Here is a 24,138-nt window from a genome sequence, read left to right as displayed (position 1 = left end):
AAGTCGCTCAGCGTTCGTCTCGGGGTTGAGAGCGAAAATAAATGGTCGTCGACGTAACCCCTTTAGAAGTGCTCGCATGCATTTATTCTGCTCGAAAGCTCTTCCAATAAAGGCTCATCCCGTTTCAGCTCAACGGACCCAAGTTGTTTTTAAATGCGTCCGACCAGACTGCGTAGCCTGCTGCATTCAGGTGAACGAGATCGGGTAGATAGTAACGGAACATCGGCAGGCCATTTTCGCCCAAAAGGCCAGCGTTCAAATCCAGCCATGTTGTGCGTTCGCAGCTGTTGCACCAGTCGTGTGCCGTCTGGTTGAAGAGATCAAACTCGTGCCGATAGATCCAGCGCGCCGGACTGTGCTTGATCGCCAGGACAAACACGTCTGCCTGCGGTAGCGCTTCATGGATGCGACCGCGCAGATCCTGCAGGTGTCGAAGCGTCGTTTTAGCCTTGAGACCGTCGCTCGCAATGTCGTTTTCTCCGAAATAGAGAACGACTCTGCTTGGACTTAGAGGGATCAGGAGCTGGTGCAGGTAGTGGGTGGCGGAGAGGTAGGTACCCCCGCCGAACCCCAAATTCACGATGTTTAGCGAGCGAAGATCTTCGGTGATGGAATTCCAGATTCGAAACGAGGACGAGCCGTAAAAAGCGATCGGATCGTCAGGAATACCGATGCGTTCAAGACGAGCAAGAACGGCAATGATATCACTTTCGTGACGGCTGGTGCCGATATTGACTGGGAAGTCGTACATGACACTCCTAAAACAGTAGTACTGGAAAGATCGGCACAAGCCATGCCTCGATGCTGGACTCGGCACGGTCTACGAAAGGCATTGGCGCAGTACAGCCAGGGCACCTTTAGAAAGAGCGTCATCCCCAGCTATAGAAGTCTTGAGGCCGAATAGATTTGCGGCAACAAGGTAGAGATCGTTCAGCCCGTCATTGCCGACGATAGTTGCTTCATCTCCTTCCGCATACCAGCCGGCCTCGTGGGCTTGGCGAAACTCCTGCCCGATGACCAGTCCCCGCACGTAGGAACGCAACTGCTCCGATGACAGCCTGCCGGCGAGGCCACCAGTCCGCGCCGAAAAAAGCAGCGACAGCATGGTGGCGGAATGTTTCGCCTCATGCAGACCCCATCGGTAAGCCTCCGGATCATCCACCGGCGGCTGCGTTGATCCGCGCGCGATGAAAGAATGATTGATAAGCAAGTTGAAGATCTCACCGGTGACGAATGTCTGGAAGCCGTCAATTCGTCCCTCCTTCACGCGTGCCCATTTGCTGTGGGTTCCTGGTATGATGAGGGTGGCATCCTTAGAGAGGCCATGGCCGACGATCTGGGTCTCTTCGCCTCGCATTACGTCCGGAAAAGGCTGGCGCGCGGTGTCATTAATACCCGGCAGGAAAACGAGATCAGACCCGTTCGGCAGCGACCTGCGCGCCGTTCCGTAAGCGAGTTCTGTCGGGCCTGCGGGACACGGAACGTAAGGAACCTCGATCCATCCATTTCTGCTGGTAATCATTCCTAGAGCGGCAACGGGCAGGGCCCCGTACCGTGAAAACCAGGGCGCAAGTGCTGTCATCAGCGCCGCCTCGTGCTCACCCTGGCGAAGGCTCGAGATGCCGTTTTCGGTTTCTAGATGATCGAGTTCTTCGCCGTTTTCTCCTACGAGCGCCGCCCTCAGTGATGTGGTTCCCCAATCGACGATGATCGAGTTTGTCGCTACCGCCATGTCTTTTAGCCTCCTCGTTCATTTCATATTGGGGCTTGTCATATGGCGGATGTACAGATAGTGTCAACTAGTGATTTCAAGGTATCAACATATGATACTCGAAGGGAGTAAGAAGATGGTCGCACATCTGAAAGGGATTTTACCCGTTTTACCCACCCCGTTCTTGGCCGGTGGTCGCATTGACGAAGCGGGTATGAAGCGGCTGGTGATGTTCGCACTCGATAGGGGTGTGGACGGTGTCGTGTTTCCCGGCTTCGCTAGTGAGGTGGAGACGTTGGACGCCACCGAGCGCGCAACGCTGCTGAAGATCGTGGTAGACGCAGTAACCGGCCGTGTGCCGGTCGTGGCGGGTGCTAGTGCGGCCGATTGGCATGAGGTGGTCGAGCACGGAAGGGCGGCATTCGCGCTTGGCATTCGGCACCTGATGGTGCAGCCTCCTAAGTCCGTTGGAACAGATGCCCAAGCCCTGATCGAATTCCTAGGCAGGATCGTTGAAGAACTGCCCGAAGTTGAAATCATCCTGCAGAACGCCCCTGCTCCGCGCGGCTCAGATCTTTCGCCGGAGGCGATAGTTGAAATCGTGAGAGCACTGCCGCAGATCACCTACGTCAAAGAAGAGACCCTTCCTGCCGGACCAGCCATCAGCCACATCATCTCTCACGCACCCTCGACGTTAAAAGGCGTCATTGGTGGTGGCGGCGCGCGTTACATTCTGGACGAATACGCCCGTGGTGCGACTGCGGCCATGCCGGCGCTGGAGATCGCCGAGGAACATGTGGCAATCGACCGGGCGCTGGTCGCCGGGCGGAAGGCAGAAGCTCGCCAGATCTATGTCCGCACCCTGCCCCTCCTGGTGTTGCAGGCTGTATATCGTATGAGGCTGACTAAGTATGTACTGGCCCGTCGCGGTGTAATAGAAGGCGTTAGCGTGCGTGCTCCGACGCCTGAGCTTGATACGGCCGCCATTGCCGATATCGACGTCAATCTGGTGGAGCTCGGCCTTGTCGCCGCGGAGGCCGCATGAACAGCCCCGTCGCAACCATCGAAGTCTTCACGCTGACCCAGCCGCGTGAGGTTCCTTATCTCGGCGCGCTCAGGGAAGGGGAGGCGATCAACCCGAATGGCTACATAGTGCGCAAGGGCAATCGAACGGTCTATCCTACTTTCGACCGCAGCGTACTAGTGCGTATGACGACCGAGGCTGGCGTCGTGGGGTGGGGCGAGACCTATGGTATCGTTGCGCCTGGCGCGGTGGCGGCTCTAATCAATGATCTGTTGGCCGGCTTCGTAATCGGCCGTGATGCTTCCGATCCGTCCGCGATCTATGACGACCTTTACGACATGATGCGCGTGCGAGGCTATACCGGCGGCTTTTACGTGGACGCGCTAGCCGCGCTTGACATAGCCCTTTGGGACATTGCCGGACAGGAAGCAGGAAAATCGGTTCGCGACCTCCTCGGAGGCGGAGCGGGTAGTTTCTCCGCCTATGTTTCGGGCCTTCCAGAAAAGACATTGAAGGCGCGCGGCGAACTGGCGAAATATTGGCAGGATCGGGGTTTCGAAGCGTTTAAATTCGCGACGCCGGTTGCCGACGATGGCCCAGCGGCGGAAATCGCCAATCTCCGGCGCGTCCTCGGCCCCCGGGCCAAGATTGCCGCGGACATGCATTGGAACCAGACGCCGGAACAGGCGCTGGAACTCATAGCCGAGATGATGCCATTCGATCCTTGGTTCGCTGAGGCGCCTGTCTGGACAGAAGATATTGCCGGGTTGGAAAAGGTATCGAAGGGAACAGAGGTTCCGATCGCTGTAGGAGAGGAATGGCGCACCCACTGGGACATGCGCGCCCGTGTTGAACGCTGCCGCATCGCGATCGTGCAGCCGGAAATGGGCCACAAGGGCGTTACCAATTTCATCCGCATTGGCGCTCTTGCAGCCGAGCACGGCATAGATGTCATCCCGCACGCAACGGTTGGCGCGGGCATCTTCCTCGCGGCTAGCCTACAGGCGGCATCGACATTGCCTACTTTGAAAGGCCACGAGTTCCAGCACTCGATTTTCGAGCCCAACCGTCGCCTGCTTTACGGCGACATGGATTGCCGCGAAGGCAGATATTACCTGCCCTCTGGCCCGGGACTGGGCGTTAAGCCGTCGGAGGCGGCGCTCGCGCTTATTGAACCTATCTGAACTGGTTTTCTGGAGGAGGAACCCATGACTAAAACAATCAAAAGGCTGGCGCTTGGCACAGCGACCGCGATGTTGATCACGATGGGCGGACTTGCTCCGGCTATGGCGGACACGGTGTTGAAATTCATTTCCTGGCAAACTGACGATGCGGGCACCGGCGAATGGTGGCGGTCTGCCATAGCTGCGTTTGAGAAACAGCATCCCGGCGTAAAAATCGAATTCACCAAGGCCGAGCGTAGTTCCTACGCCGACACGATGACGACGCTTTTTGCCGCGAACCAGCCACCTCAGATCGTGCACCTGGCGTCCTTCGAATTCCAAATGTTTGCAGATAGCGGCTGGCTCGAACCGCTCGATCCGTGGCTGAAAAAGGACGGCATCGACATGACGGGCTGGGCCGGCCAGCAGAAATGCCAATGGAACGGCCAAACCGTATGCATCATGACCAACTATTTCGGCTTCGTGATGGCCTACAACAAGAAAATTTTGGAAGAGGCGGGCGTCACGGTTCCAAAGACCTACGACGAGTTCTTGGCTGCGGCAAAAGCAACAACCAAGGATTTGAACGGCGACGGGATCATCGACCAATTCGGTACTGGCCATGAAACAAAGGGTGGGCCAGGACAGTATCTTACGGAAATGCTGAACTACATCCTCGATGCAGGCGCTTACTGGACCGACAAGGACGGCAATATCACTATCGATACACCGCAGATGGTTGAAGGCCTGACAAGGTGGAAAACCATCATGAAGAGTAGCATCAGCCCAGTTGACATGAGCGCGAGCGACATCCGCAAGCTTTTTGCTGACGGAAAGATGGCGATGCGGTTTGATGGACCCTGGCTTTACGGTACGACCGAAAAGGGCTCGGCCAAGAATGACATCGTTTACGCCGCACCGCCGCTTCATCCGCCACTTGGCGGATCCTCTAACGTCTTGGCCATGCCGGCCGATATTTCCGACGATCAAAAGGCTTTGGTCTGGGATTTCATCAAGCTGACGATGTCGCCAGAATTTCAACGCAGCTATGCCACCCTCGGCGGCAACACGCCGCCCAGCCCCAAGGCCGACGTCTCGGGTGTCGAGAAGACGATTCCGCATTTTCCTGTGCTGATCGCAACGATGAAGGCAGCATCCGAAGCTGGCATCGACCGCATTCCGAGCGGCCTTGAGCTTTTCTACAACGAGTTCAGCAAGATGGTGATGGAAGAAAGCCAACGGATGATCATAGAGGATCTTGATCCTGCAGAGGTGGCAAAAACCATTCAGGCAAAGGCGGAAGCCATCAAGGGTTGATCCCGTCGTCTCGCCATAGCCGCTTGACACGGCCATGGCCATCATTCGCATCCGGCAGGAGGACCATCCATGACCGAACCCGTTCGGGCTGGGCGTCGCAGTTTTTTTGATCTTGCGCGTCCCAGCCGACAGCATCTCCTCGGCTATATCCTGATCGCGCCTGCGGTCTTGATGGTTGCCGCTATCATTGTCTGGCCACTAATTTTGGCAATCGACCTGTCGTTCCAGCAGGTAAAAATACCGAGGCTTGGCGGCGCCAGCCGGCCATTCTCATTGGCCAATTACAACTGGCTATTTTCCTCGCCCGAGTTTTGGCTGGCCTGCTGGGTAACGCTAAAGCTTGTCATTGTTGTCACCGCCGGCAGCGTCGCCGTCGGTCTGAGCACCGCGCTTCTTGCCAACAACCGTTTCAGGGGCCGCGCAATTGCGCGGCTGGGAATGGCGTTGCCTTGGGCCGTGCCGGAGATCATCGCGGTTGTCATCTTCGCGTGGATGTTCGACACCTCCTTCGGCCTGTTCGGCTGGTTGGCGATCCAACTTGGATTTTCCGACCAGATGATACCTTGGGTTAGCAGCTCGACCGCAGCTTTTTGGGCCGTTGCCATCACTATGGTGTGGAAAGGCTTTCCCTTCGTGTCCATCATGTGTCTTGCCGGTCTGCAGTCCATTCCCGCCGATTATTACGCGGCTGCCAAGGTGGATGGAGCAAATGTATGGCAGCGTTTCCGGTGGATCACCATGCCCTTGTTGATGCCGGTCTTGGGCGTAACCTTGGTGCTGACGCTGTTGTGGGTTTTCCGTGACTTTTCAATCATCAAGGTTCTGACGGGTGGCGGGCCGCTGCGTTCGACACAGACGCTGTCAATCATGACCTACGACCAGGCCTTCCAGTATCACAATTTCGGACGTGCCGCCGCAGTCGGCGTGCTCACGCTGGTAATCTGCATCGCCGCTAGCGTGCTGATGCTCGGCCGTCGTTCGAAATCGATCTATTGAGGAGGCTTCGATGAGACGGACATTCTTACAGAACCTCGCGCTTTATGCGACTGTCATCTTCACGTTAGTGATGATCCTCTTCCCGATCTATTGGCTGCTGGTCACCGCCCTCTCCACGACCGACGAGCTTTACCGCCTCCCGCCGACCTTCTGGCCGGACGATGCGCAATGGGACATCTTCGCCCGGGTCTGGGCAGCAAAACCGATCTTGCTGTGGCTTTGGAACTCGATGCTGGCGGCTATCGGCTCAGTAGCGCTATCGATGTTGGTCTCGGTCAGTGCCGGTTATGCGCTGTCGCGGTATTCCATGAAAGGCGGCGCGGCCATGGGCCTCTTCGTGCTGACAGCAAAGATGTTGCCTGCCACGCTGCTCGTCATTCCGCTGTTCTCGATCTTTTCCAGCTTCGGACTGATCGGCAGCCTATGGACATTGGTTCTCGCGCACTCGACCATGATCATTCCCTTCGCCACGTGGATGTTGAAGGGTTACTTCGACACGATCCCAAAAGAGTTGGAGCAGGCCGCTATGGTTGACGGCTGCTCGCCCATCGGTGCGATGGTGCGTGTGGTGCTTCCCATAGCCACGCCGGGCCTTGCCGCTACCGCACTATATGCGTTCGTGCTCAGCTGGGCAGACTACGCCTACGCCCGCACCTTCCTTGTCAACTCGCCGGACAACTGGACGGCGAATCTCGGCATCACCACGATGCAGGGCGAATATGTCACCTACTGGAACGACATTTCCGCCGCATCCGTGTTCATCGCGCTGCCCATCATCGCAATCTACCTGTTCCTTGAACGTTATTTGGTCGGCGGGCTCACCGCTGGCGCGGAGAAATAAGCATGGCCAATATTTCGATTCGCAACGTCAGTAAGTCTTACGGTGCGCTCAATGTGCTCAGGCCGTTTTCGCTCGAGATTGAGAACGGCGAGTTTGTCGTGCTAGTCGGACCCTCCGGCTGCGGCAAGTCGACAATGCTGAAAATCCTTGCTGGTCTGGAACCGGCGAGCGAAGGGCAGATTTTCATCGGTGACAACGAAGTCACTGATCTGGCGCCTGGTGACCGCGATATCGCCATGGTGTTTCAAAACTATGCACTTTATCCACATCTGACGGTCCGCCAGAACATCGGCTTTGGTCTGAAGATGCGCGGCACTGACAAGGCGGAGATCGACCGACGGGTAGACGATGCCGCGCGTATTCTCGAAGTGACACCCTACCTTGATCGTAAGCCCAAGGACCTTTCCGGGGGGCAACGGCAGCGGGTCGCGCTTGGTCGCGCTATCGTGCGCCAGCCGCAGGCCTTCCTAATGGATGAGCCACTATCCAACCTAGATGCCAAGCTACGCGTCCACATGCGCGCCGAAATTGGCGCTTTGCACAAACGCATAGGGGTTACCACCGTTTACGTAACACATGACCAGGTGGAAGCCATGACCATGGCGGACCGGGTGGTCATCATGCAGGGCGGCGTCATCCAGCAGATCGCTGCGCCGGACGAACTCTTCAACAATCCGGCTAACCTCTTCGTTGCCGGTTTCATCGGCTCGCCGGGCATGAATTTTCTTAATGCTGAGCTGCGCAACGGTGCGCTCACACTTTTTGGCCACACAGTCACCATGCCTACCGCCAAATCCGGTGAAGGCAACGTCGTTGTCGGTCTGCGACCCGAGCATCTGACGCTGGGTGACGCGCCCGTGACATTCAATGTTCGACCTACACTCGTGGAGAGCCTCGGTTCGGAGAAGTATGTGTACTTCAATGATGAAGGCGCAAGGCTAGCTGATGCCGAAGAGGACAAGTCCAAGGGGCTCATCGCGCGCGTCTCCCATACCGGCAGCCTTCCTGGCGGCGAGACGCTCCGGCTAGGTTTCGATCCTGCTCAGCTATACTTTTTCGATGCAAATACTGGAGCTCGGCTATGATCCTTGTCACTGGGTCGGCAGGGCGTGTCGGCCGCGCCGTGGTCGCGGCTCTGCGCGCAGAGGGGCGCGCCGTTCGCGGTCTCGATCTGAGGCCGTCCGGAACCGGGGGTGAGGAAATCGTCGGGTCTTTTGAGGATGCCCAGGCAGTTGCAAACGCTTTGGAAGGCGTAAGGGCTGTACTGCATCTCGGAGCCTTCATGTCCTGGGCCGCCCTCGATCGCGACCGCATGTTCGAAGTCAATGTCGCGGGTACACGTAGACTTTTGAATGCTGCATCGGAGACTGGCGTCAGGAGGTTCGTTTTCGCCTCTTCCGGTGAAGTGTACCCGGAAAACCGCCCAGAGTTCCTGCCTATTACCGAAGATCATCCGCTTCGCCCCAATTCGCTTTATGGTCTGACAAAGCTGCTAGGAGAAGAACTGGTACGGTTTCACCAGCGAACGGGCAGTATGGAAACGGTCATCCTGCGTTTTTCCCATACGCAGGATGCGGAGGAACTGCTGGATGAGGAGAGTTTCTTTTCCGGTCCCCGTTTTTTCCTGCGCCCGCGTATTCGCCAGCAACTGAGTTTTGGAAACCTTGCCATCGCCGATTTGCTGCGGTCTCGCGATATCGGAGAGCCGTCACATATACTTGCACGAAACGAAAACAGCCGGCCATTCCGCATGCATATAACGGATACACGTGACATGGTGGCGGGAGTCTTGCTCGCTCTCGATCACCCAAAGGCGGCCGGCGGCACATTCAATCTGGGTGCTGACGAACCGGTCGATTTTGCTGCGCTTCTACCGAAGCTCTGCGCGCTGACCGGCCTTCCAACTGTGACAGTCGATTTTCCCGGCGACGGAGTTTATTACCATACATCCAACGAGCGGATCAGAAACACCCTGGGGTTTGAAGCGCAATGGACGATGGACCGGATGCTGGACGACGCGGTAGCCGCAAGGCGCCAGCGGATCGCGAAGGAGCGACGACTATGAAACCGGAGACGCCCGGCGGTACCGCGGCGCTGGGCAAAGGGCTGACCCTTCTCGACATGGTAGCGGATGCGCCTGAGCCACCGCGTTTTGCGGAACTGCTACGCGCGTCCGGTCTGCCTAAGCCAACATTCGCAAGGATCCTACGCACACTCATCGCTTATGGGCTTGTCCGGCAGGACGAAGCGCGCGGCACTTACGTTCTTGGTCAGCGTTTTCTAGAAATGTCCCATAAGGTTTGGGAGAGCTTCGATCTCGTATCAGCGGCGACACCGGAACTCGAGCGGCTGGCAGCCGAGCTGGGAGAGACGGTCGCGCTGTGCCGACTTGACGGCACGATGACGCTGTATCTCGCAGAGCGCTCGCCAAATGGTCTTTCAGTGCGCGTCGAAGTAGGTCGTCGCGTTCCGCTTCATTGTACGGCGCCCGGCAAAGCGCTGCTCGCCTTCCAGGATCCCGCAGTCGGACGCACGTTATTGGACCGCCTGACGCTCGACTTGGAGACACCTAAAACCATCACCACCCTTGAGGCGCTGCAGGCCGATCTGACATTGACGAGGGCGCGGGGTTACTCGATTTCTTGTGAGGAGCATTTGCCGGGAGTAAACTCGGTGGCCGCTCCTGTCATGGGGCGCGACAATACGCCCATGGGCGTGCTCGTCGTACTAGGGCCGTCATCGCGCCTCGATCCCTCTAAAATTCACCCTGCCGGCCGCGAGCTCATCGCCGCTGCTCGGCGAATTACAGGCGCCGCCGGGGCAGTGGCGATCAGCTCAAGACCACGTCCACGTTCGGCAACCGGCCGCCCGAGCGACGAACTCAGTTGCATCCTTCCCTGGGGCGCGCAGCTCGGGGAAAGCCCCGTCTGGCACGAAGAGGAAAACGCGCTCTACTGGGTCGATATTCTGCATCCTGCCGTCCATCGTTTCGATCCGGTCACCGGCCGCAACGAAACCTGTGAGACAGGGAAGCTCGTGAGCGCGGTCATCCCAGTCACTGGAGGTCGGTTGCTGGTGGCATCACAAGATGGTGTCGAATGGTTAGATTTCAGCTCCGGTCAGCTGACGTCTTTTGTCAGCCCCGAGGCGGGCATTACTGACAACCGCCTAAACGATGCCAAATGCGGGCCCGACGGTGCGATATGGATAGGGTCAATGCGTATCGATGCCTCCAAGCCGACAGGTGCGCTATACCGCATCAACGCCAATGGTGCATCGGAACGCAAGGAAGGCGGCATTATCGTTTCCAATGGGCTGGGTTGGAGCCCGGACGGTAGGACATTCTATTTCGTTGACACAGTGCCCGGTCTCATCCACGCCTATGATTGCGATCCGGTGACAGGCGCTCTATCTCAGCGGCGGGAATTTGCCCGCGTTCCCGTGGCTGACGGCCGGCCGGATGGTCTGGCCGTGGATGCGGAAGGCGGGGTTTGGTGCGCGATCTGGGATGGTTGGTGCGTGCGGCGCTATCATCCGAACGGGAAGCTGGAGCGAGTGATTGATATGCCAGTTCCACGCCCTTCCAGCATTGCCTTTGGCGGACCTGATCTGTCGACCCTGTTTATCACCAGCGCTCGCACGCGCCTGCCCGCATCTACACTATCTGACGCCCCACTCTCCGGTGGACTGTTCTCCTGCCGCCCGGGCGTTTCTGGCGCGCGCGTTTCGCTGTTCAAAGGATAAGAGATGGGTCTTCAAAGCGTTTTTGGTTTGCAGAACCGCACGGCGCTCGTCACAGGTTCTAGCCGTGGAATTGGTGCCGCCATTGCCGAGGGCTTGGCGGGCGCAGGGGCACGCGTGATACTTCATGGCGTGAAGCCGGGAGCCACTGCTGCCGTTAAGCGCAGGATCGTTGAAAGTGGCGGTACGGCGCTGGAATTGTCAGGCGAGCTTTCAGAGCGCGGCGCTGGCCGCGACCTCATAGAGCGTGCTGAGGCAGTTGCCCCGGTCGATATCCTTGTCATCAATGCCAGCGCGCAAATCAACGCCGTGCTGTCGGAAATGACGACGGACGATCTGGCGTTTCAGCTGGCGGTCAATTTCGGTTCAACAGTGGATATGCTGCAGGCCGTGCTACCACGCATGGCAGCCCGGAAGTGGGGCAGGGTGGTCTCAATTGGATCGGTCAACCAGCTGCGGCCGAAAGGCGTAGTTACCGCTTATGCCGCGACAAAGGCTGCGCAACATAATCTCATTCAGAGCCAGGCCCGCGATTATGCGCGTGACAACGTGTTGCTCAACACCCTGGCTCCGGGGCTCATCGACACTGACCGTAATGCCCACGGTCGTGATGAGGATCCCGAAGGATGGGCAAATTATGTCCAGACGTTGAACTGGATGGGACGTGCCGGAAGGCCGGAGGAAATGGTGGGCGCTGCCATCTTTCTTTCGTCCGAAGCCTGCAGTTTTATGACCGGAGAGAGCATTTTTATGACGGGCGGATATTGACGGGTTGCTTAGATGGCGGAGTTGCCCCAGGCAATGCTGCCGAACGCTGCGGGTACCAGTAGTGTCGGCACTGTGATATGGATTCTCGCGCAACGTTTTTGACTAAGCGGGCGATTTTTCCATTCCGCGGTGCGATGGGAAGATAAGACGATATTATTACGCAACACGTGGTGCAGCCGCAAATCGCGCAACGGCCATTAGGATCCTCACTAGAGTTAGACAGTAGACTTTCTGCGCCAGCCCTAGGTCGTCAGCCTTCAAACTGGCATGAAGCCTAGGTGAAGGGGAGGCGATCGCCCGTTTGTGAAGCGGTGCGTTAGCCTGGTAGCACGTCATCCTCAGCCACCCTCCTGGCGGAGAACGTTTTGGCCAGCACTGCGTCAGTTAAGCTTCGATAATCAGTATATCATCATCTGCATTGCGTATGCGTGTCCATCATTTCTTTGTTTCGAGATGGATTTCCAAGACCATGAGCAAAGATGACAGCCTATCTTGACCCTCAGGTTCCAGCACGGCAAAAACATCATCGTTTCCGGTCTTGATCTCGGCTCCAATGCTGCCCATGCGACCTGAAGCTCGTTCTGACAAGCTGAAGATAACTTTGCGACGATCCACAGAGTCAGCAGTACGCTGAAGCAACCCCTCTTTCACCATCCGGTCTAGCATCTGAGCCATGGCAGGTTGCCCAATTCCAGCGAGTTCTGCGAGTTCCTTCTGGGACAGCGCTTGAGCTGTATTCAAAGCGCCAAGGACAGGAAGGTAGGCGACGTTTACTCCCAGCGGGGCGAGCCTTCGATCAAACTCACGGTTAATGAGCCGGGCGACGTGGTTCAAACGGCGCGCGAGATTAGCGGGAGGGAGAGTTTTTGTAGAGGCGCTCATTTACATTGGTTCCAATGGAATATACATTGGCACCAATATATTTCATTTGGAGACTGTGTTCAATGAGCGGATCCCCTGAAATCGCTATCGTCGGTGCCGGTCCGGCCGGCCTTACCGCCTCGATCATGCTGCATCGTTGTGGCTATCGTGTTCGCGTCTTCGAGTCGGATTCCTCTCTTCACCACCGCATGCAAGGCGGCACGCTCGACCTGCATGCTGACTCTGGGCAACTGGCTTTAAGCCGCGCAGGTTTGCTCAAGGACTTCCGCGCCATCGCACGCCACGAAGATCAGGAGACCAAAAACGTTAATCCGCTCACAGGGCTAGCCAATGAAGTGGGACCCCAACCAACTGAAGAAATGGACCGTCCGGAGGTCGATCGAGGGGTGCTGCGAGAACTTCTTCTATCAGCAATTCCAGCCGATTGCGTGGGATGGGACGCGAAGGTCGAGCGGGTGGAACCCAATAGTCGAGGACCGCATCGTCTAATATTTCAAGACGGTGCCGTGACGGAAGCCGATATTATCATCGGAGCTGACGGCTGTTGGTCCCGAGTGCGCAGGTCGCTATCACATGTTTCTCCATCGTATACCGGTGTTACTTTTATGGAAGGCTGGATTGAAGCTCCGACGTCTACGCAGGCCGATCTGGTTGGCAAAGGGTCGATGTTTGCCTTCGGAGGACCGGAGGCACTTGTTGCGCAGAAAAACGGAGCGGGCCGCATTTGCGTCTACGCGGCCGCCAAGAGATCACAGCCCTGGCTTAAGACGCAGCTAGAGAAGGTGTCATCGCTGACACTCGTTCGGGAAATGTTCAAAGGATGGTCACCCAATCTCCTAGAGCTAATCTGCGGGTGTAAGTCCTTTACCGCGCGACCGATATACAGCCTCCCTGCGGACTTTACCTGGACTTCTATCCCAGGCTTGACGCTAATCGGAGACGCTGCCCATGTGATGCCGCCGCTCGGCGTCGGCGTAAACCTTGCGATGCTGGACGCGTCGGATATGGCCATCGCGATTTCGCAGGCTGATGACTGGCGCGACGCTATGAAACAGGCGGAGTGCGCCATCCGTCAAAGGGCGCGTGGTTACATGGGCCAGATTATCCCGCAGTTCCAGGAATGGTTCGCGGAGCCGTCGCCCGTGCTATCCCGCTAGGGACCGACGCGATGAAGCCGCGTTACGATCTTAGTAACTGAAACATACGGTCGCCGGATCAGAGCGTTGTCGTCCCTCGCATCGCTCTGAGCTTCACCGTCTCGTATAACACGTTCAGCGCTCTGCTGCTGTGCCGAAAGGCCGTTCCGGTAGCGGCTGTCGGCTATCAAAAGGAGGTTGGGCCCATCGGTCGTTGGCAGTCGATTTATTCGATGTGGTAACCGAGAGCGGGACCAACGCGGCGCGCCACCGTCTTCCAGATCGGCGTTTTTGACTATGGGCGAGCAGTTGAATTCCGTCTCAACTCCAGCATTTCGTAAGATATTGTTAGCCGCGATACAGCTCCCCCGTGTTGCGAGATAAGCTGGTCATGATCATCGCAGAGGCCCACACAGTCTCGCGTCCTGCGGAACGAAACGAGGAGGCCACTGCCGAAAATGCCTGTTTAACGTAGCGGGAGCGCGAGGTTCTAGGCGGTTTAGTTGACGGCGGCACCAACATTAGTCCTGGCACCTTCAAACTCCATCGATTTCAGGTGATGAACAAACGTGGAGGCAGATAGCGCAAGAGAACTAGGACAGATTGTAATGGCAGCAGGCATCGCACCATTGGGCGCGGGCAGCAAGAGACGCAAGCCTGCTTAGTATTCCCACGAGTGCGTTCGGAGCTTGGTGCAAGCAGTACGTCGCCGTTTGCGCGATCGCGGTGACAAAACCTCGCAGCTGTTGTCCTTGCAGCCCTATCGACGTTGATATTGTTAATCTGTTCAGACCCTTGACCGATCCTGTGGAACAATCGGTGATTCAGGAAATGCAGAAGCGATGCGCCTTACACTGCCGTTGGGTAAATTAGCAAATATGTTAGTGTGCGGAACTCATTCATCAAGGAAGTAACAAGCGCCAACTGATTGTCGCCATGCGATATCTGCAAGGCCGGACGCCGAACCAGTTGAGAAACTTGCGGCGCTTTGGCAGGTTCCATTGCTCGCTTCGCTTGATGGAGTGCGCTCTTCAATAGGCCGCCACTCTCTGAGCAGCCTGCCTGAGCCGCATTCGGACTACCGCTTTTAGCGTCTCAAAACGACGCGATCGCTCTAGATGCTAGGTCTGTCGATTAACTCCACTCGGGACCAAGTTTAAGGCAGCAATGAAAACTTTCACTATCGGGGTTTTGTCGTATCCAATGCATTGCCGCCGGAGAGATTATAGCGGCTCGCGTCAAACGCTTCCTGCTTGTAACGCAGCGTAATTCCGCTGAAAGAAATATCAAATTGTCGGCCAAGCGCTAAAGTCACATCGAGTTCTCTGAGCGGCGATTGATCTCCGATAAGCGTGTAGACTATCGCGGCCGCTCTCCCGCCTAAAAGTTGCCTTGAGAGGAGCGACCCAAAATTAAGTTTGAGGCGAAAGCTGCTCCACCGTTCAGGATGAACGCCGCGGATCTGAATGAACAGGGAGGGCGAGTGCCCCGTTTCAGGATACTCCAAAAGATAGGTGCATTCCCATTCGCCGTTCTCTTTCACTTGAAACAGCGGCTGAACTTTTGAAGAGATGTCAGCAATGCTGCGACAGCGAGCCGCAGTGAAGCTAGAACGAACATTCGACGGCGTTGAAAAATCTACCTGACGATACGCAATATCGCTATCGTTGGGCGTGCCTCCTAGCCCGGAGCCCGCTAAGCTCAGAAGAAGAACCGATATATTCAGCATCAATTGGTCAATTCAATCAATAGGAATGCCTCCTCAGGTCTACACGTCATGTGCGTGAGAACATCGCGACCTCTCTCAGCCAGTCTGTTCTCACTCGTCCCCATTGGAAGCGACAGCCTCTAACCTATAGGAGTTATAGCGAGCCCATCGTATCGTCGAGGCATTTCCAAGTACAACGAATTGAAGGAGAAGCGTAGATAGACACTTGTTTTCTATTTCCGGCAAAGGAAATTTACAACCAATGGCCCTCATGCATCGTCAAGAAATCTCAACCGTGTGCGAGCCGCGGTGAGTCCGCTTTGTTAGCATACGCTGCAAAGCATTTTTGGACTAAGAGCGATCAACTCTGAGAATGCACATGATGTTGGAATTCGCCTGAACCAGCTCGCCTCCAGGCGTAGGGAGTTCCTCCAGACCCAGGGGTAGAACTGCGCGCCTGACATCGATGTTCTTGTTGTGTCTTGGGCTGTGAGTGGCTTCATGTTTCTGATTGTGGAAGCGACTCGACTCAGGGGTGTGCAGCGTGAGATTTTGTAGCGCACGCGCAAATCGCCAGGAGTAAGACGCGATGAACCACCATCTTGCATCCGCTTATAAGCAGTTAAACGAATTTTTTGAGCAAGCAAGATACATATCTGAGATATCGATCTAGACGTTTTAGGCTACCTGACAATGAATTTTACAGTCTTGGTCCCCGACGCATTTTCCAGAACGCATTGGTAGTTTGTATCTAATTTTAATGCAGACGTGCCCGCGTTAAAAAAGTTCTTCCACTACCGGCACGTACATTAAATGGCCGCGAAGGGCCCTACCTGATGCCGCCGCCACGGCGATCAACGCAAAAACCCACCTTGCACCTTGAGCGCGCGCCGTTAGCAGGTTTTGCTGTGGGCTAATGGCTTGTCTCTGTGAGATCGTCAGCGAGCGACTCGGTCACTGCTTTCGTGATCGCAAGCTCGAATTCGTCGACAGTGGAGACTATCGTGGGGCTATTCATGTATCGCAATCCAGACGCGCTTGCAGCATTGATAAACGCCGACATAGCGCTTTGATCGTGAGCCTCGCCTCTGAGCGCTTTGGTGCAGGAGATAATAGCACTCGAGTAAGAACGATCACGTTCTCCAGGCCACTCCTCAATGAGGTATGAAGCGGCGTCGCGTGTACTGTTGATACGTGCGTAAGATCTACGCTCGCCTCGAATTTCGATAGTGACGACGTTTTTCCATGTCTTCAGGCTCATTGCGACCTCCAACTCGCAAGCTTTGTAGCGCTGAGCCCTTACGCGTGGCTTGCAATGAATAAGGCTACCGTTGGCAGTCCGGCGGAAGGCTAATTTAAGGTCGAGCTAAAGGCTCGGATCACTAATCTAGGTGTTGGTATCGTGCCTGGATAGTACTGATGCGACGCATCCAGGCGTAGTTTGTAGCGGAGTCGATGGGACGCAGAGTAGCGACGGCGGGGAAACAGCCAGTGATAACGCGCGTGCGTGTATAGTATTCCGGACGGTTAGCGCAGGTGCGCTAACGACGGCGCCAAAGTTGCTGCTCGGTTCCGCCTGCCAGCGCTGATGTCGCGCCGTCACGCCCGTACCCACAAGGGCCTCACTCCTTTGGCATATTGTTGTTGAACGTAGAATAGCAAGAGCGCGGGACTGGAGTTTTTTTTAACTCTATGCTTAGGCAGGGTTGCGAGGGGAAATGTTGCCGCGAGTGAAATTCGTAGTGATAGTGACCGCATCCAAACGCCATCGCTACCCCAATACCCAGGTTAGGGTAGGTGGTGAAAAGGCGGGGCGTGATTGGTTGTGAGGTAACCGGCCGTTAATCGAGGAACTCTTCAAGAGGGGTGTTGGCAATTTGAATGAGATATTTGCCGTAAGTGCTTCTGCCTAACTGCGCTCCCAGAGCTGTCAGTTCTGCAGCACTGATGTAGCCCATCCGATACGCTATCTCTTCAGGGGAAGCGATTTTAAAACCTTGCCGCTTCTCCAGCGTCGCAACGAAACTAGCTGCATCAAGAAGACTATCGGGCGTGCCCGTGTCCAGCCAAGCATAACCGCGGCCCATCAACTCGACACTAAGCTCACCGCGTTCGAGATATATGCGGTTCAGATCCGTTATTTCGAGCTCTCCCCTGGCAGAGGGCTTCAGATTAGCTGCAAAGTCGACCACTTGTGTGTCGTAAAAATACAGACCTGTCACCGCCCAGTTGCTTTTTGGTGAGGCAGGTTTCTCCTCAATGGAGATCGCCTTCATTGATGAATCGAAATCTACAACCCCATACCTCTCCGGATCAACGACGTGGTAAGCGAAAACACGCGCGCCCTTTGCGCGAGCTCCCGATTGCATCAAATCCATCAATCCATGCCCGTAATAGATGTTGTCACCCAGTATCAGCGCAGATGGACTTTTGTCGACGAAGTCCGCTCCGATGATGTAGGCTTGAGCGAGGCCATCCGGCGTTGGTTGTACAGCATACTCAATCGATATGCCCCAGCGGCTGCCATCGCCCAGCAAGCGTTTGAACGCCTCACTGTCATGCGGTGTAGTGATGATCAATAGCTCTCTTATGCCTGCCAGCATCAGTGTCGTGAGAGGATAATAGATCATCGGTTTATCGTAGACGGGCATCAGCTGCTTGGACACTGCCATCGTGATTGGGTAGAGCCTAGAGCCAGAGCCCCCAGCTAGAATAATGCCCTTCATACTTTCATTTCCTAAATACACTCACGCAAGATGGACCGTGGATAATCTGGCTATTCGGTCTTACGTCAGGAGCCTTTCTAAAATTTCAGAGGTTGATTTCTCCCATGGAGGGAGAGTTAGGTGATAGGCGTCAGCGAGCTTTCGGCAAGACAACCGAGAGTTTTTTGGCCGCTGAGCCGGCGTAGGGTATTGAGCAGTTGTAATTCTGCTTACAGCAACAGCCTTCCCGGTTCGTTGATTTAAGTGATCAAAAATTCTTTCACCGAAATCTGCCCAAGTAGCCTCGCCTTGTCCAGTCATATGGAAGACGCCTCTCAGATTCGGATCTGCTTTTGAGTGAAGTTGTTTTGCAACTGAAATGACTGCGTCGGCGATGTCGAGTGCGCTCGTTGGCGTTCCTTTCTGGTCACTTACGATCCTCACAGTGTCGTTTGTCTCAGACAGCCGAAGCATTGTTCGAAGGAAATTATTCCCGAAAGGAGAGTAGACCCAAGACGTACGGAGGATCGCATGATCCGAATTGTATTTTGCGATCGCGTTCTCGCCTGCCAGTTTTGAACGACCATAGACCGATATTGGGTCAGGCTGGTCTGTCTCAGAATAAGGTGCCAGCTTTTCACCCGAAAACACGTAGTCGGTCGAAATATGGATGATGGGTATTCCAAGCTCTACCGTTGCTTTTGCAAGGAACTCTGGGCCGCTGGCGTTTACGCAGAATGCAGCGGCTTCATCATTCTCTGCTCTGTCCACAGCGGTGTATGCGGCGGCCGATACAACAAGATCGGGGAGCAAGTCGAAGAGGCTGTTTCTTATCGATGCGGGGTTGCTGAGATCCAATTGCGGACGCCCTAAGGCGATGATCTCAACACCATTACGTTCTGCTCTCTCAATTAACGAGGTTACTACCTGTCCTTGGCTCCCAGTGACGGCTATACGCATCCGGTCATTTCCCTTTCAACAGCCCTAATCGCTGGCCCCCGTAGACACTTCTGCGCAGAGGACCCCACCACCACTCATTTTCAAGAAACCAGCGGACAGTACGCTCTATACCAGTGTCAAAAGTTTCTCTTGCCTTCCACCCAAGTTCTGTCTCCAGTTTCGTAGCGTCTATGGCGTACCTCGCATCATGTCCCGGCCGATCAGCTACATAAGTAATTAACTCGCGGTGTGAGTGTTGCACGGGACGTAGATCGTCCATCAAAGTGCAAATAGCCTCGACGACCTCGATGTTACGACGTTCGTTTCGCCCACCAATGTTGTACTTTTCACCTGGCCGTCCCTGCGAAGCGATAAGATGCAGCGCGCGAACATGGTCTTCAACGTAGAGCCAGTCACGGATATTTGTGCCCTGGCCGTATACCGGAAGCGGATTACCGTCCAACGCATTAAGAATGATGAGAGGAATAAGCTTTTCAGGAAAGTGGTAGGGACCATAATTGTTCGAGCAATTCGAAATGATGACGGGCAAGCCATATGTCCGATGCCACGCAATCGCTAAGTGATCACTGGCAGCTTTGGATGCAGAGTATGGCGATGACGGATCGTACGGGGTCACTTCTGTGAACAGACCCTCACTGCCGAGCGAGCCATAAACCTCGTCGGTCGAAACATGGAGGAAGCGAAACTCGTCCTTCCGGTCCGGCTTCAGTGTGCTCCAATAGTTGCGAGAAGCTTCGAGTAGAGAGAAGGTGCCGACGATATTTGTCTCAACGAAGTCAGACGCGCCGCTGATAGACCGATCAACGTGGCTCTCTGCTGCGAGATGCATGATGCGATGTGGCTTGAAGGATGCGATGGCCTCGTTCATTTTTTGCACATCGCCTATGTCTGCATGCAAAAAATGGTGACGCGAAGATCCTTCTACCTCACGAAGAGATGCAAGGTTCCCTGCGTAGGTGAGGTGGTCGATGGTCATGACCTCCGCGCCAACTTCGTTGACGAGGTGGCGAACCAAAGCCGAGCCAATGAAGCCCGCTCCGCCCGTGACTATAATCCGCATCGGTGGCTCCACGATCATGAGTAGGTAAAGCTTACAGGCAAGTTTACTAATCGAGGCTGCTCAAGGTCTTTCTCTGACAGAATTACCTCGTTGACATCGATCGGCCACTCGATGCCGATAGTTTCGTCATCCCATAAAAGTCCCCGATCGTGTTCTGCGCTGTATGGGGCCGTCACTTTGTAAGACAAGATGCTGTCAGTTTCCAAAGTAGCGAAACCGTGGGCGAAACCCGGAGGAATCCAAAGTTGAGCTCCATTTTCCATTGAGAGCTCGAGGCCAAACCATCTACCGTAAGTCGGGGACCCGACCCGAATGTCAACTGCTACGTCGAAGACTTTACCTGCTATGCATCGGACTAATTTTCCCTGCGCGAAGGGTGACAACTGGAAATGAAGGCCCCGAACCGTCCCTATCGTTGCTGAGAGGGATTCATTCTCTTGGACAAAGGTGACGTCTGCCACGTTTTCCCTGAACCAAGCGTCTTTGAACACCTCGGAAAAAAAGCCCCGCTTGTCACCTAGACGGCTAGGGACGATACTGGCCAGTCCTGGGAGCGGTAATCGTTCGAGCTTCATTCCATCCTCTTAATTTCAAGTGTCGGTTGTTTGGATGTGTTGGTTAAAACTTCAACAGGGCTTCTCCTGATCTTTGACGTTACAGGAAAAGGAGCAGTTTTAGGTTGTCCTTATTCCCAAGTACCACGGGAGGTAACCTCATGAGCGGCACAACCTCATGTAATCGTCTGTGAGTTTCGACATCTCGTGAACACGCGCTCTCGTTGCCGAAGCGACCCTCTGTCTTAAGACAGAATCATCAGTCAAACTCAAAATACCAGTAACCCACTGCGAGGGGACGTTAGGGAGCAGTATTTCATCTTTTTGCTCAGCGAGGCCGTAGGCGGCAGAGAGAGAAAAAATGCCAGCAGCGCCGAAGCGAGCGACATCGATTCTTTTTGTTGGTGCGCGGCAGTCATTGACTTCAGAGTCGCATAACGGGACCAGCATTACGTCAATCTGACGTTGTTCTGCTTCAGCCAAATACTCTGACCAAGGAACCGGTCTGCGGACCGTTACGCCTGGCATATTTTTCCAGATTTTAGCCGTCCGCCCGTCCGCAAATACCTCGAAACGGATGTTAGGTCTCTTTTTCATCGCATCTGCTATGATCGGTTGAAGAAACTTGTGCTCGCTTTGGTGTACGCCCGTCGCATGATACGCGATGCTGACTTCGCTAGTGTCAGACCGAGGGTGCCAATTTCTAGCGTAAAGTTTCGGAGGAGGGGCGGGTGGGACTATTAATGTCTTGGTATGCCCTAAGTTCGCTCCCAGCCGGGGTGTAGAGACCCATATCGAATCAAGATATCGATTCAGTTGCGCCAGGGGATAGAGTGCTCGATAGTAGAGGAAAGCACGGTAGGAAATTGAAGCGTCTCTACCTACTATGACAGCAGGTATGTCATCGTCTAGAAACAGAACGACCTTTGCGAGCCTAGCTCTGTTCTTGCAGATCCAGCTGACAGCTCGCTTCGACGCATAACGACACATAACGACGAGAGCGTCATCTGGATTCAAATCTTCGGCTATACGGTCGCGGATGTCGATCAACTTGAGTTCAATGTCGGGATGTCCACCGAACCGCCCAACCAGATAATAGTCGGTCGTTGGATTAGGGTGCCGACCGAACACAATCACCGTACGAATGTCGCGCTTGTCTACCGAGCCAGACGATCGCAATACCTTAGGACGAGGAAGCATCTTGGCAACGTGTTTTCTGAAGAAGTCTACCAACATCAAGATGTCCTAACGTCGCGAGTTATCTGAATATCCAGTTCAACGGCCAAGCTGTACAATCCTTCTTACATCGGTGGTGCGACACCGTCTGTCACGAGGCTTCGCATCGAGAGTGTAGTCATCGCCATACAGAGATAGGTTGGGATTGTAGTAGGGGTCGTTCTGTAACAGAGGCCCCCAATGGTCATGCATGTACTTCTCCTCACCTGCGAAGCGGCGCATCTTTTCGGGCGTATCATCGGACCGACGCGACACCGACTCTAGGTGAGTCAGCCGAGCATAAGGTGTCCACAGGATCTTTTTTCCTTGTGCCAATAATTTTAGGCAGTAATCCACATCGTTGAACGCCACTGGTAATGCCGGTTCATTCATTCCATCAACCAACGTCCATAATGATTTGCGGGTTAACAGACATGCTGCGGTTACCGCGCTCACTTCGCGACGCTGTGCGATAAGGCCAAGATTCTCTGAGCTGTTGGGATGTTTGAAGTGGAACGAATGACGAGCTACGGATCCCATTCCTAAGGTTACCCCGCCATGCTGAATGAAACCGTCTGGGAACAGCAGCAAGGCGCCACATGCGCCCACACTTTCATGCTCTAACTCTTGAGCCATCTGCACCAGCCAGTCTGAGTGCAGAGGCTCAACGTCGTTGTTCAAAAGTAAGACAAGCTCATGTTTGGCAGCGGCCACTCCGAGGTTACAAGCTTTTGAAAAATTGAACTGACCGGGCATAACAAGCCGCCTAATGAGGCCCTCGCGTTCATAACCCGACATAAGCTCCAGCGCGTCAATGTTCCGGCTGTCATTATCGATGACGATGACGTCGAGGTTGACGTCGCTCGTGCCTTTGAACAGTCCCAGAAGGCAGCGGCTCAGTAGATCGGCGCGGTCTCTGGTGGGAATGACTACGCTGACGTGGTATGTCTTGTCGAGCTTCTTTTTTTGGGGCGGTGCAGGCAATACCCTCTCAGCTGGACGATAAAAAAGAGGTAGTGGAATGTGTCCGATCAAACCGGTCCGCGAGACGTCGAATAGAATATTGCCCATGGTAGTCGAAGCTAAGTTCATACTCTCAGGCAGCGACTTAACTCGTATTAGTGCCGCATCAGGCGCGAGCCAGCCGCTTTTCGCTAGCGGCCCGTTGAAGGCCGGCTTAAAAAATGGCTTCGTTTCTCTCGTTCTCTCGTCGAAGTATTCCTCATCGCAATAGACAGCAACGATGTCTTCTTCTTGATGCAGCGGCTCCAACAATCGCGCCACGTAATCGCGATCTAATCCAACACCAGCGGGAATTCGTAACCAAATATCATCATCACAAGCTGGGAGATCCGCTCGATGGGCCGGAAGGGGTACTTCCACCAACCTCGGGTAGCTTTGGCTTTGCATCGAGCGGCGAGTAGACTCTGCAGCGTCGCCAGACCCGTGGATAGAGTACACGACAAGCGTTGTCGTATCTTGCACTTTCAAAGGAGTTTCTTCTGGTGCCTGAGCGTGACGCCAATCCGAGTACCGAGGGGCGATCATGCTGTCGAGCAGCCTCACCATACGGAACTGAAAGCCACGGATATTCCCCGCCATGAGCAGTCTGAGAGCTCGAATTACGGTTTGGGGAGAGAAGATAAACAGCCGAAATGCAAGCTCGATGTAGGATAGCTCTCGCAGGGCAAGTTTCAGCCCATCCGTTTCGGTGTCGTCCAAGTTAACAGTTATGTTAGAAAGATTAGCGGGCATCCAGCCATAAAAGACTGCGCGGCCTGTGCTATCAGTTAGAAATGAACGCGAAAAGATCGAGGGTTCACGCTCACTGCGATGAAGGTGAACAGTACCTCGCCGTGTCTTGCCACTTCCGCTAACGTCACGAACGCTGATGGTGATTGGCTTGTCGGCGAGGCTACAAATATCGTCCGTTTGATTCTTGAAAAAATTAAGCATCAGCTTCACGTGTTAAAGGCATAGAGAATGGTTCCCAGAGGCGGTATGTTAGTTATAACGGCGGGCGCCCTGGCTTCACAACCGCTATGGTTGGCCGAATCAATTCTAAAAAATTTTCTCGCCGTGAAAGAACTCGTCGGAGGTAGTCGGAGGTGGCTATCGAACTGCTACGACAAGGGCTCCCGCCGTATATTCCTGCTGGGACGAGCGATGGCAACTCTGATGGGGACCTGCAGAGGCTACTTCTGCACTCCTCGCTTCGGATTCGTAATCGAGCTGCCTGGGGAATCATTGCCAGGCTTTGAGGCCGTCCGCAAAAAACTGTATTCAAAAACTAGGACTGGCTAGGCCACGTTTTGGAGGCAGGGATGGTCGCAGCTGGCATCGCTGCGCTGTTCAGA

Annotated in this window: 20 protein-coding genes; 10 read left to right on the top strand and 10 right to left on the bottom strand. The window is 55.0% G+C overall.

What is annotated here, in order from left to right; all coding sequences use genetic code 11:
* Window positions 1-124: 124 nt before the first annotated feature.
* On the bottom strand, window positions 125-751 hold the full coding sequence (locus QE435_RS00395) for a GDSL-type esterase/lipase family protein (RefSeq protein ID WP_349039784.1): 627 nt from the start codon (window positions 749-751) through the stop codon (window positions 125-127).
* 69 nt (window positions 752-820) lie between these two features.
* On the bottom strand, window positions 821-1,732 hold the full coding sequence (locus QE435_RS00390) for a 2-dehydro-3-deoxygalactonokinase (protein ID WP_349039783.1): 912 nt from the start codon (window positions 1,730-1,732) through the stop codon (window positions 821-823).
* A gap of 115 nt (window positions 1,733-1,847) precedes the next feature.
* On the opposite strand from QE435_RS00390, the gene QE435_RS00385 reads away from it, so the two are divergent.
* From QE435_RS00385 to QE435_RS00345, 9 genes are all read left to right on the top strand, one after another.
* On the top strand, window positions 1,848-2,756 hold the full coding sequence (locus tag QE435_RS00385; RefSeq protein WP_349039782.1) for a dihydrodipicolinate synthase family protein: 909 nt from the start codon (window positions 1,848-1,850) through the stop codon (window positions 2,754-2,756).
* Complete coding sequence (locus QE435_RS00380) at window positions 2,753-3,919, top strand: mandelate racemase/muconate lactonizing enzyme family protein (protein WP_349039781.1); 1,167 nt, start codon at window positions 2,753-2,755, stop codon at window positions 3,917-3,919. The genes QE435_RS00385 and QE435_RS00380 overlap by 4 nt, the downstream gene beginning before the upstream one ends.
* Before the next feature lie 24 nt (window positions 3,920-3,943).
* Entirely contained in the window at window positions 3,944-5,215 is a 1,272-nt protein-coding gene (locus tag QE435_RS00375; RefSeq protein WP_349039780.1) for a sugar ABC transporter substrate-binding protein, read from the top strand.
* Window positions 5,216-5,284: 69 nt separating this feature from the next.
* Window positions 5,285-6,211, top strand: a complete 927-nt coding sequence (locus QE435_RS00370; protein WP_349039779.1) for a sugar ABC transporter permease — start codon at window positions 5,285-5,287, stop codon at window positions 6,209-6,211.
* Between the two features lie 10 nt (window positions 6,212-6,221).
* Entirely contained in the window at window positions 6,222-7,052 is an 831-nt protein-coding gene (locus tag QE435_RS00365; RefSeq protein WP_349039778.1) for a carbohydrate ABC transporter permease, read from the top strand.
* Between the two features lie 2 nt (window positions 7,053-7,054).
* A complete protein-coding gene (gene ugpC, locus QE435_RS00360) occupies window positions 7,055-8,137 on the top strand; it encodes a sn-glycerol-3-phosphate ABC transporter ATP-binding protein UgpC (RefSeq protein ID WP_349039777.1) in 1,083 nt (360 codons plus the stop codon).
* Window positions 8,134-9,117 carry an NAD(P)-dependent oxidoreductase gene (locus QE435_RS00355; protein ID WP_349039776.1) on the top strand — a complete coding sequence of 328 codons (984 nt, stop codon included), beginning with the start codon at window positions 8,134-8,136 and terminating at the stop codon, window positions 9,115-9,117. Before ugpC ends, QE435_RS00355 begins: the two co-directional genes overlap by 4 nt.
* Window positions 9,114-10,796, top strand: coding sequence for an SMP-30/gluconolactonase/LRE family protein (locus tag QE435_RS00350; RefSeq protein ID WP_349039775.1), 1,683 nt, complete (start codon window positions 9,114-9,116; stop codon window positions 10,794-10,796). The genes QE435_RS00355 and QE435_RS00350 overlap by 4 nt, the downstream gene beginning before the upstream one ends.
* A gap of 3 nt (window positions 10,797-10,799) precedes the next feature.
* Window positions 10,800-11,561 (top strand): SDR family oxidoreductase, encoded by a 762-nt coding sequence (locus QE435_RS00345; RefSeq protein ID WP_349039774.1) that lies wholly within the window; start codon window positions 10,800-10,802, stop codon window positions 11,559-11,561.
* Window positions 11,562-11,996: 435 nt separating this feature from the next.
* On the opposite strand, the gene QE435_RS00340 is transcribed toward QE435_RS00345, so the two are convergent.
* Window positions 11,997-12,443 (bottom strand): MarR family transcriptional regulator, encoded by a 447-nt coding sequence (locus tag QE435_RS00340; RefSeq protein WP_349039773.1) that lies wholly within the window; start codon window positions 12,441-12,443, stop codon window positions 11,997-11,999.
* 26 nt (window positions 12,444-12,469) lie between these two features.
* Between QE435_RS00340 and QE435_RS00335 the strand changes: the two genes are divergently transcribed.
* Window positions 12,470-13,600, top strand: a complete 1,131-nt coding sequence (locus QE435_RS00335; protein WP_349039772.1) for an NAD(P)/FAD-dependent oxidoreductase — start codon at window positions 12,470-12,472, stop codon at window positions 13,598-13,600.
* Window positions 13,601-14,759: 1,159 nt separating this feature from the next.
* Here QE435_RS00335 and QE435_RS00330 read toward each other — a convergent pair.
* The 7 genes from QE435_RS00330 to QE435_RS00300 form a co-directional block, all read right to left on the bottom strand.
* A complete protein-coding gene (locus QE435_RS00330; protein WP_349039771.1) occupies window positions 14,760-15,308 on the bottom strand; it encodes a DUF6030 family protein in 549 nt (182 codons plus the stop codon).
* A 1,820-nt stretch (window positions 15,309-17,128) separates the two neighbouring features.
* Window positions 17,129-18,013: a glucose-1-phosphate thymidylyltransferase RfbA gene (gene rfbA, locus QE435_RS00325; RefSeq protein WP_349039770.1), complete on the bottom strand. Its 885-nt coding sequence runs from the start codon at window positions 18,011-18,013 to the stop codon at window positions 17,129-17,131.
* Window positions 18,014-18,073: 60 nt separating this feature from the next.
* On the bottom strand, window positions 18,074-18,952 hold the full coding sequence (rfbD, locus tag QE435_RS00320) for a dTDP-4-dehydrorhamnose reductase (RefSeq protein WP_349039769.1): 879 nt from the start codon (window positions 18,950-18,952) through the stop codon (window positions 18,074-18,076).
* A gap of 4 nt (window positions 18,953-18,956) precedes the next feature.
* Window positions 18,957-20,012, bottom strand: coding sequence for a dTDP-glucose 4,6-dehydratase (rfbB, locus tag QE435_RS00315; protein WP_349039768.1), 1,056 nt, complete (start codon window positions 20,010-20,012; stop codon window positions 18,957-18,959).
* A 14-nt stretch (window positions 20,013-20,026) separates the two neighbouring features.
* Complete coding sequence (gene rfbC, locus QE435_RS00310; RefSeq protein WP_349039767.1) at window positions 20,027-20,587, bottom strand: dTDP-4-dehydrorhamnose 3,5-epimerase; 561 nt, start codon at window positions 20,585-20,587, stop codon at window positions 20,027-20,029.
* 138 nt (window positions 20,588-20,725) lie between these two features.
* Window positions 20,726-21,802, bottom strand: coding sequence for a hypothetical protein (locus QE435_RS00305; RefSeq protein WP_349039766.1), 1,077 nt, complete (start codon window positions 21,800-21,802; stop codon window positions 20,726-20,728).
* A 39-nt stretch (window positions 21,803-21,841) separates the two neighbouring features.
* On the bottom strand, window positions 21,842-23,737 hold the full coding sequence (locus QE435_RS00300) for a glycosyltransferase (RefSeq protein WP_349039765.1): 1,896 nt from the start codon (window positions 23,735-23,737) through the stop codon (window positions 21,842-21,844).
* Window positions 23,738-24,138: the final 401 nt, after the last annotated feature.

It is taken from the genome of Agrobacterium sp. SORGH_AS 787 (genome assembly GCF_030819035.1).
Lineage (GTDB): Bacteria > Pseudomonadota > Alphaproteobacteria > Rhizobiales > Rhizobiaceae > Agrobacterium > Agrobacterium larrymoorei_B.
The sequence above is the reverse complement of the archived record's forward strand: the minus strand, read 5'-3'. Positions and strand labels throughout refer to the sequence as shown.

Bases quoted from the DNA above. Each gene is read 5' to 3' on its own strand.
- QE435_RS00395 (WP_349039784.1), bottom strand. From the start codon at position 751: ATGTACGACTTCCCAGTCAATATCGGCACCAGCCGTCACGAAAGTGAT.
- QE435_RS00390 (WP_349039783.1), bottom strand. From the start codon at position 1,732: ATGGCGGTAGCGACAAACTCGATCATCGTCGATTGGGGAACCACATCA.
- QE435_RS00385 (WP_349039782.1), top strand. From the start codon at position 1,848: ATGGTCGCACATCTGAAAGGGATTTTACCCGTTTTACCCACCCCGTTC.
- QE435_RS00380 (WP_349039781.1), top strand. From the start codon at position 2,753: ATGAACAGCCCCGTCGCAACCATCGAAGTCTTCACGCTGACCCAGCCG.
- QE435_RS00375 (WP_349039780.1), top strand. From the start codon at position 3,944: ATGACTAAAACAATCAAAAGGCTGGCGCTTGGCACAGCGACCGCGATG.
- QE435_RS00370 (WP_349039779.1), top strand. From the start codon at position 5,285: ATGACCGAACCCGTTCGGGCTGGGCGTCGCAGTTTTTTTGATCTTGCG.
- QE435_RS00365 (WP_349039778.1), top strand. From the start codon at position 6,222: ATGAGACGGACATTCTTACAGAACCTCGCGCTTTATGCGACTGTCATC.
- ugpC (WP_349039777.1), top strand. From the start codon at position 7,055: ATGGCCAATATTTCGATTCGCAACGTCAGTAAGTCTTACGGTGCGCTC.
- QE435_RS00355 (WP_349039776.1), top strand. From the start codon at position 8,134: ATGATCCTTGTCACTGGGTCGGCAGGGCGTGTCGGCCGCGCCGTGGTC.
- QE435_RS00350 (WP_349039775.1), top strand. From the start codon at position 9,114: ATGAAACCGGAGACGCCCGGCGGTACCGCGGCGCTGGGCAAAGGGCTG.
- QE435_RS00345 (WP_349039774.1), top strand. From the start codon at position 10,800: ATGGGTCTTCAAAGCGTTTTTGGTTTGCAGAACCGCACGGCGCTCGTC.
- QE435_RS00340 (WP_349039773.1), bottom strand. From the start codon at position 12,443: ATGAGCGCCTCTACAAAAACTCTCCCTCCCGCTAATCTCGCGCGCCGT.
- QE435_RS00330 (WP_349039771.1), bottom strand. From the start codon at position 15,308: ATGCTGAATATATCGGTTCTTCTTCTGAGCTTAGCGGGCTCCGGGCTA.
- rfbA (WP_349039770.1), bottom strand. From the start codon at position 18,013: ATGAAGGGCATTATTCTAGCTGGGGGCTCTGGCTCTAGGCTCTACCCA.
- rfbD (WP_349039769.1), bottom strand. From the start codon at position 18,952: ATGCGTATAGCCGTCACTGGGAGCCAAGGACAGGTAGTAACCTCGTTA.
- rfbB (WP_349039768.1), bottom strand. From the start codon at position 20,012: ATGCGGATTATAGTCACGGGCGGAGCGGGCTTCATTGGCTCGGCTTTG.
- rfbC (WP_349039767.1), bottom strand. From the start codon at position 20,587: ATGAAGCTCGAACGATTACCGCTCCCAGGACTGGCCAGTATCGTCCCT.
- QE435_RS00305 (WP_349039766.1), bottom strand. From the start codon at position 21,802: ATGTTGGTAGACTTCTTCAGAAAACACGTTGCCAAGATGCTTCCTCGT.
- QE435_RS00300 (WP_349039765.1), bottom strand. From the start codon at position 23,737: ATGCTTAATTTTTTCAAGAATCAAACGGACGATATTTGTAGCCTCGCC.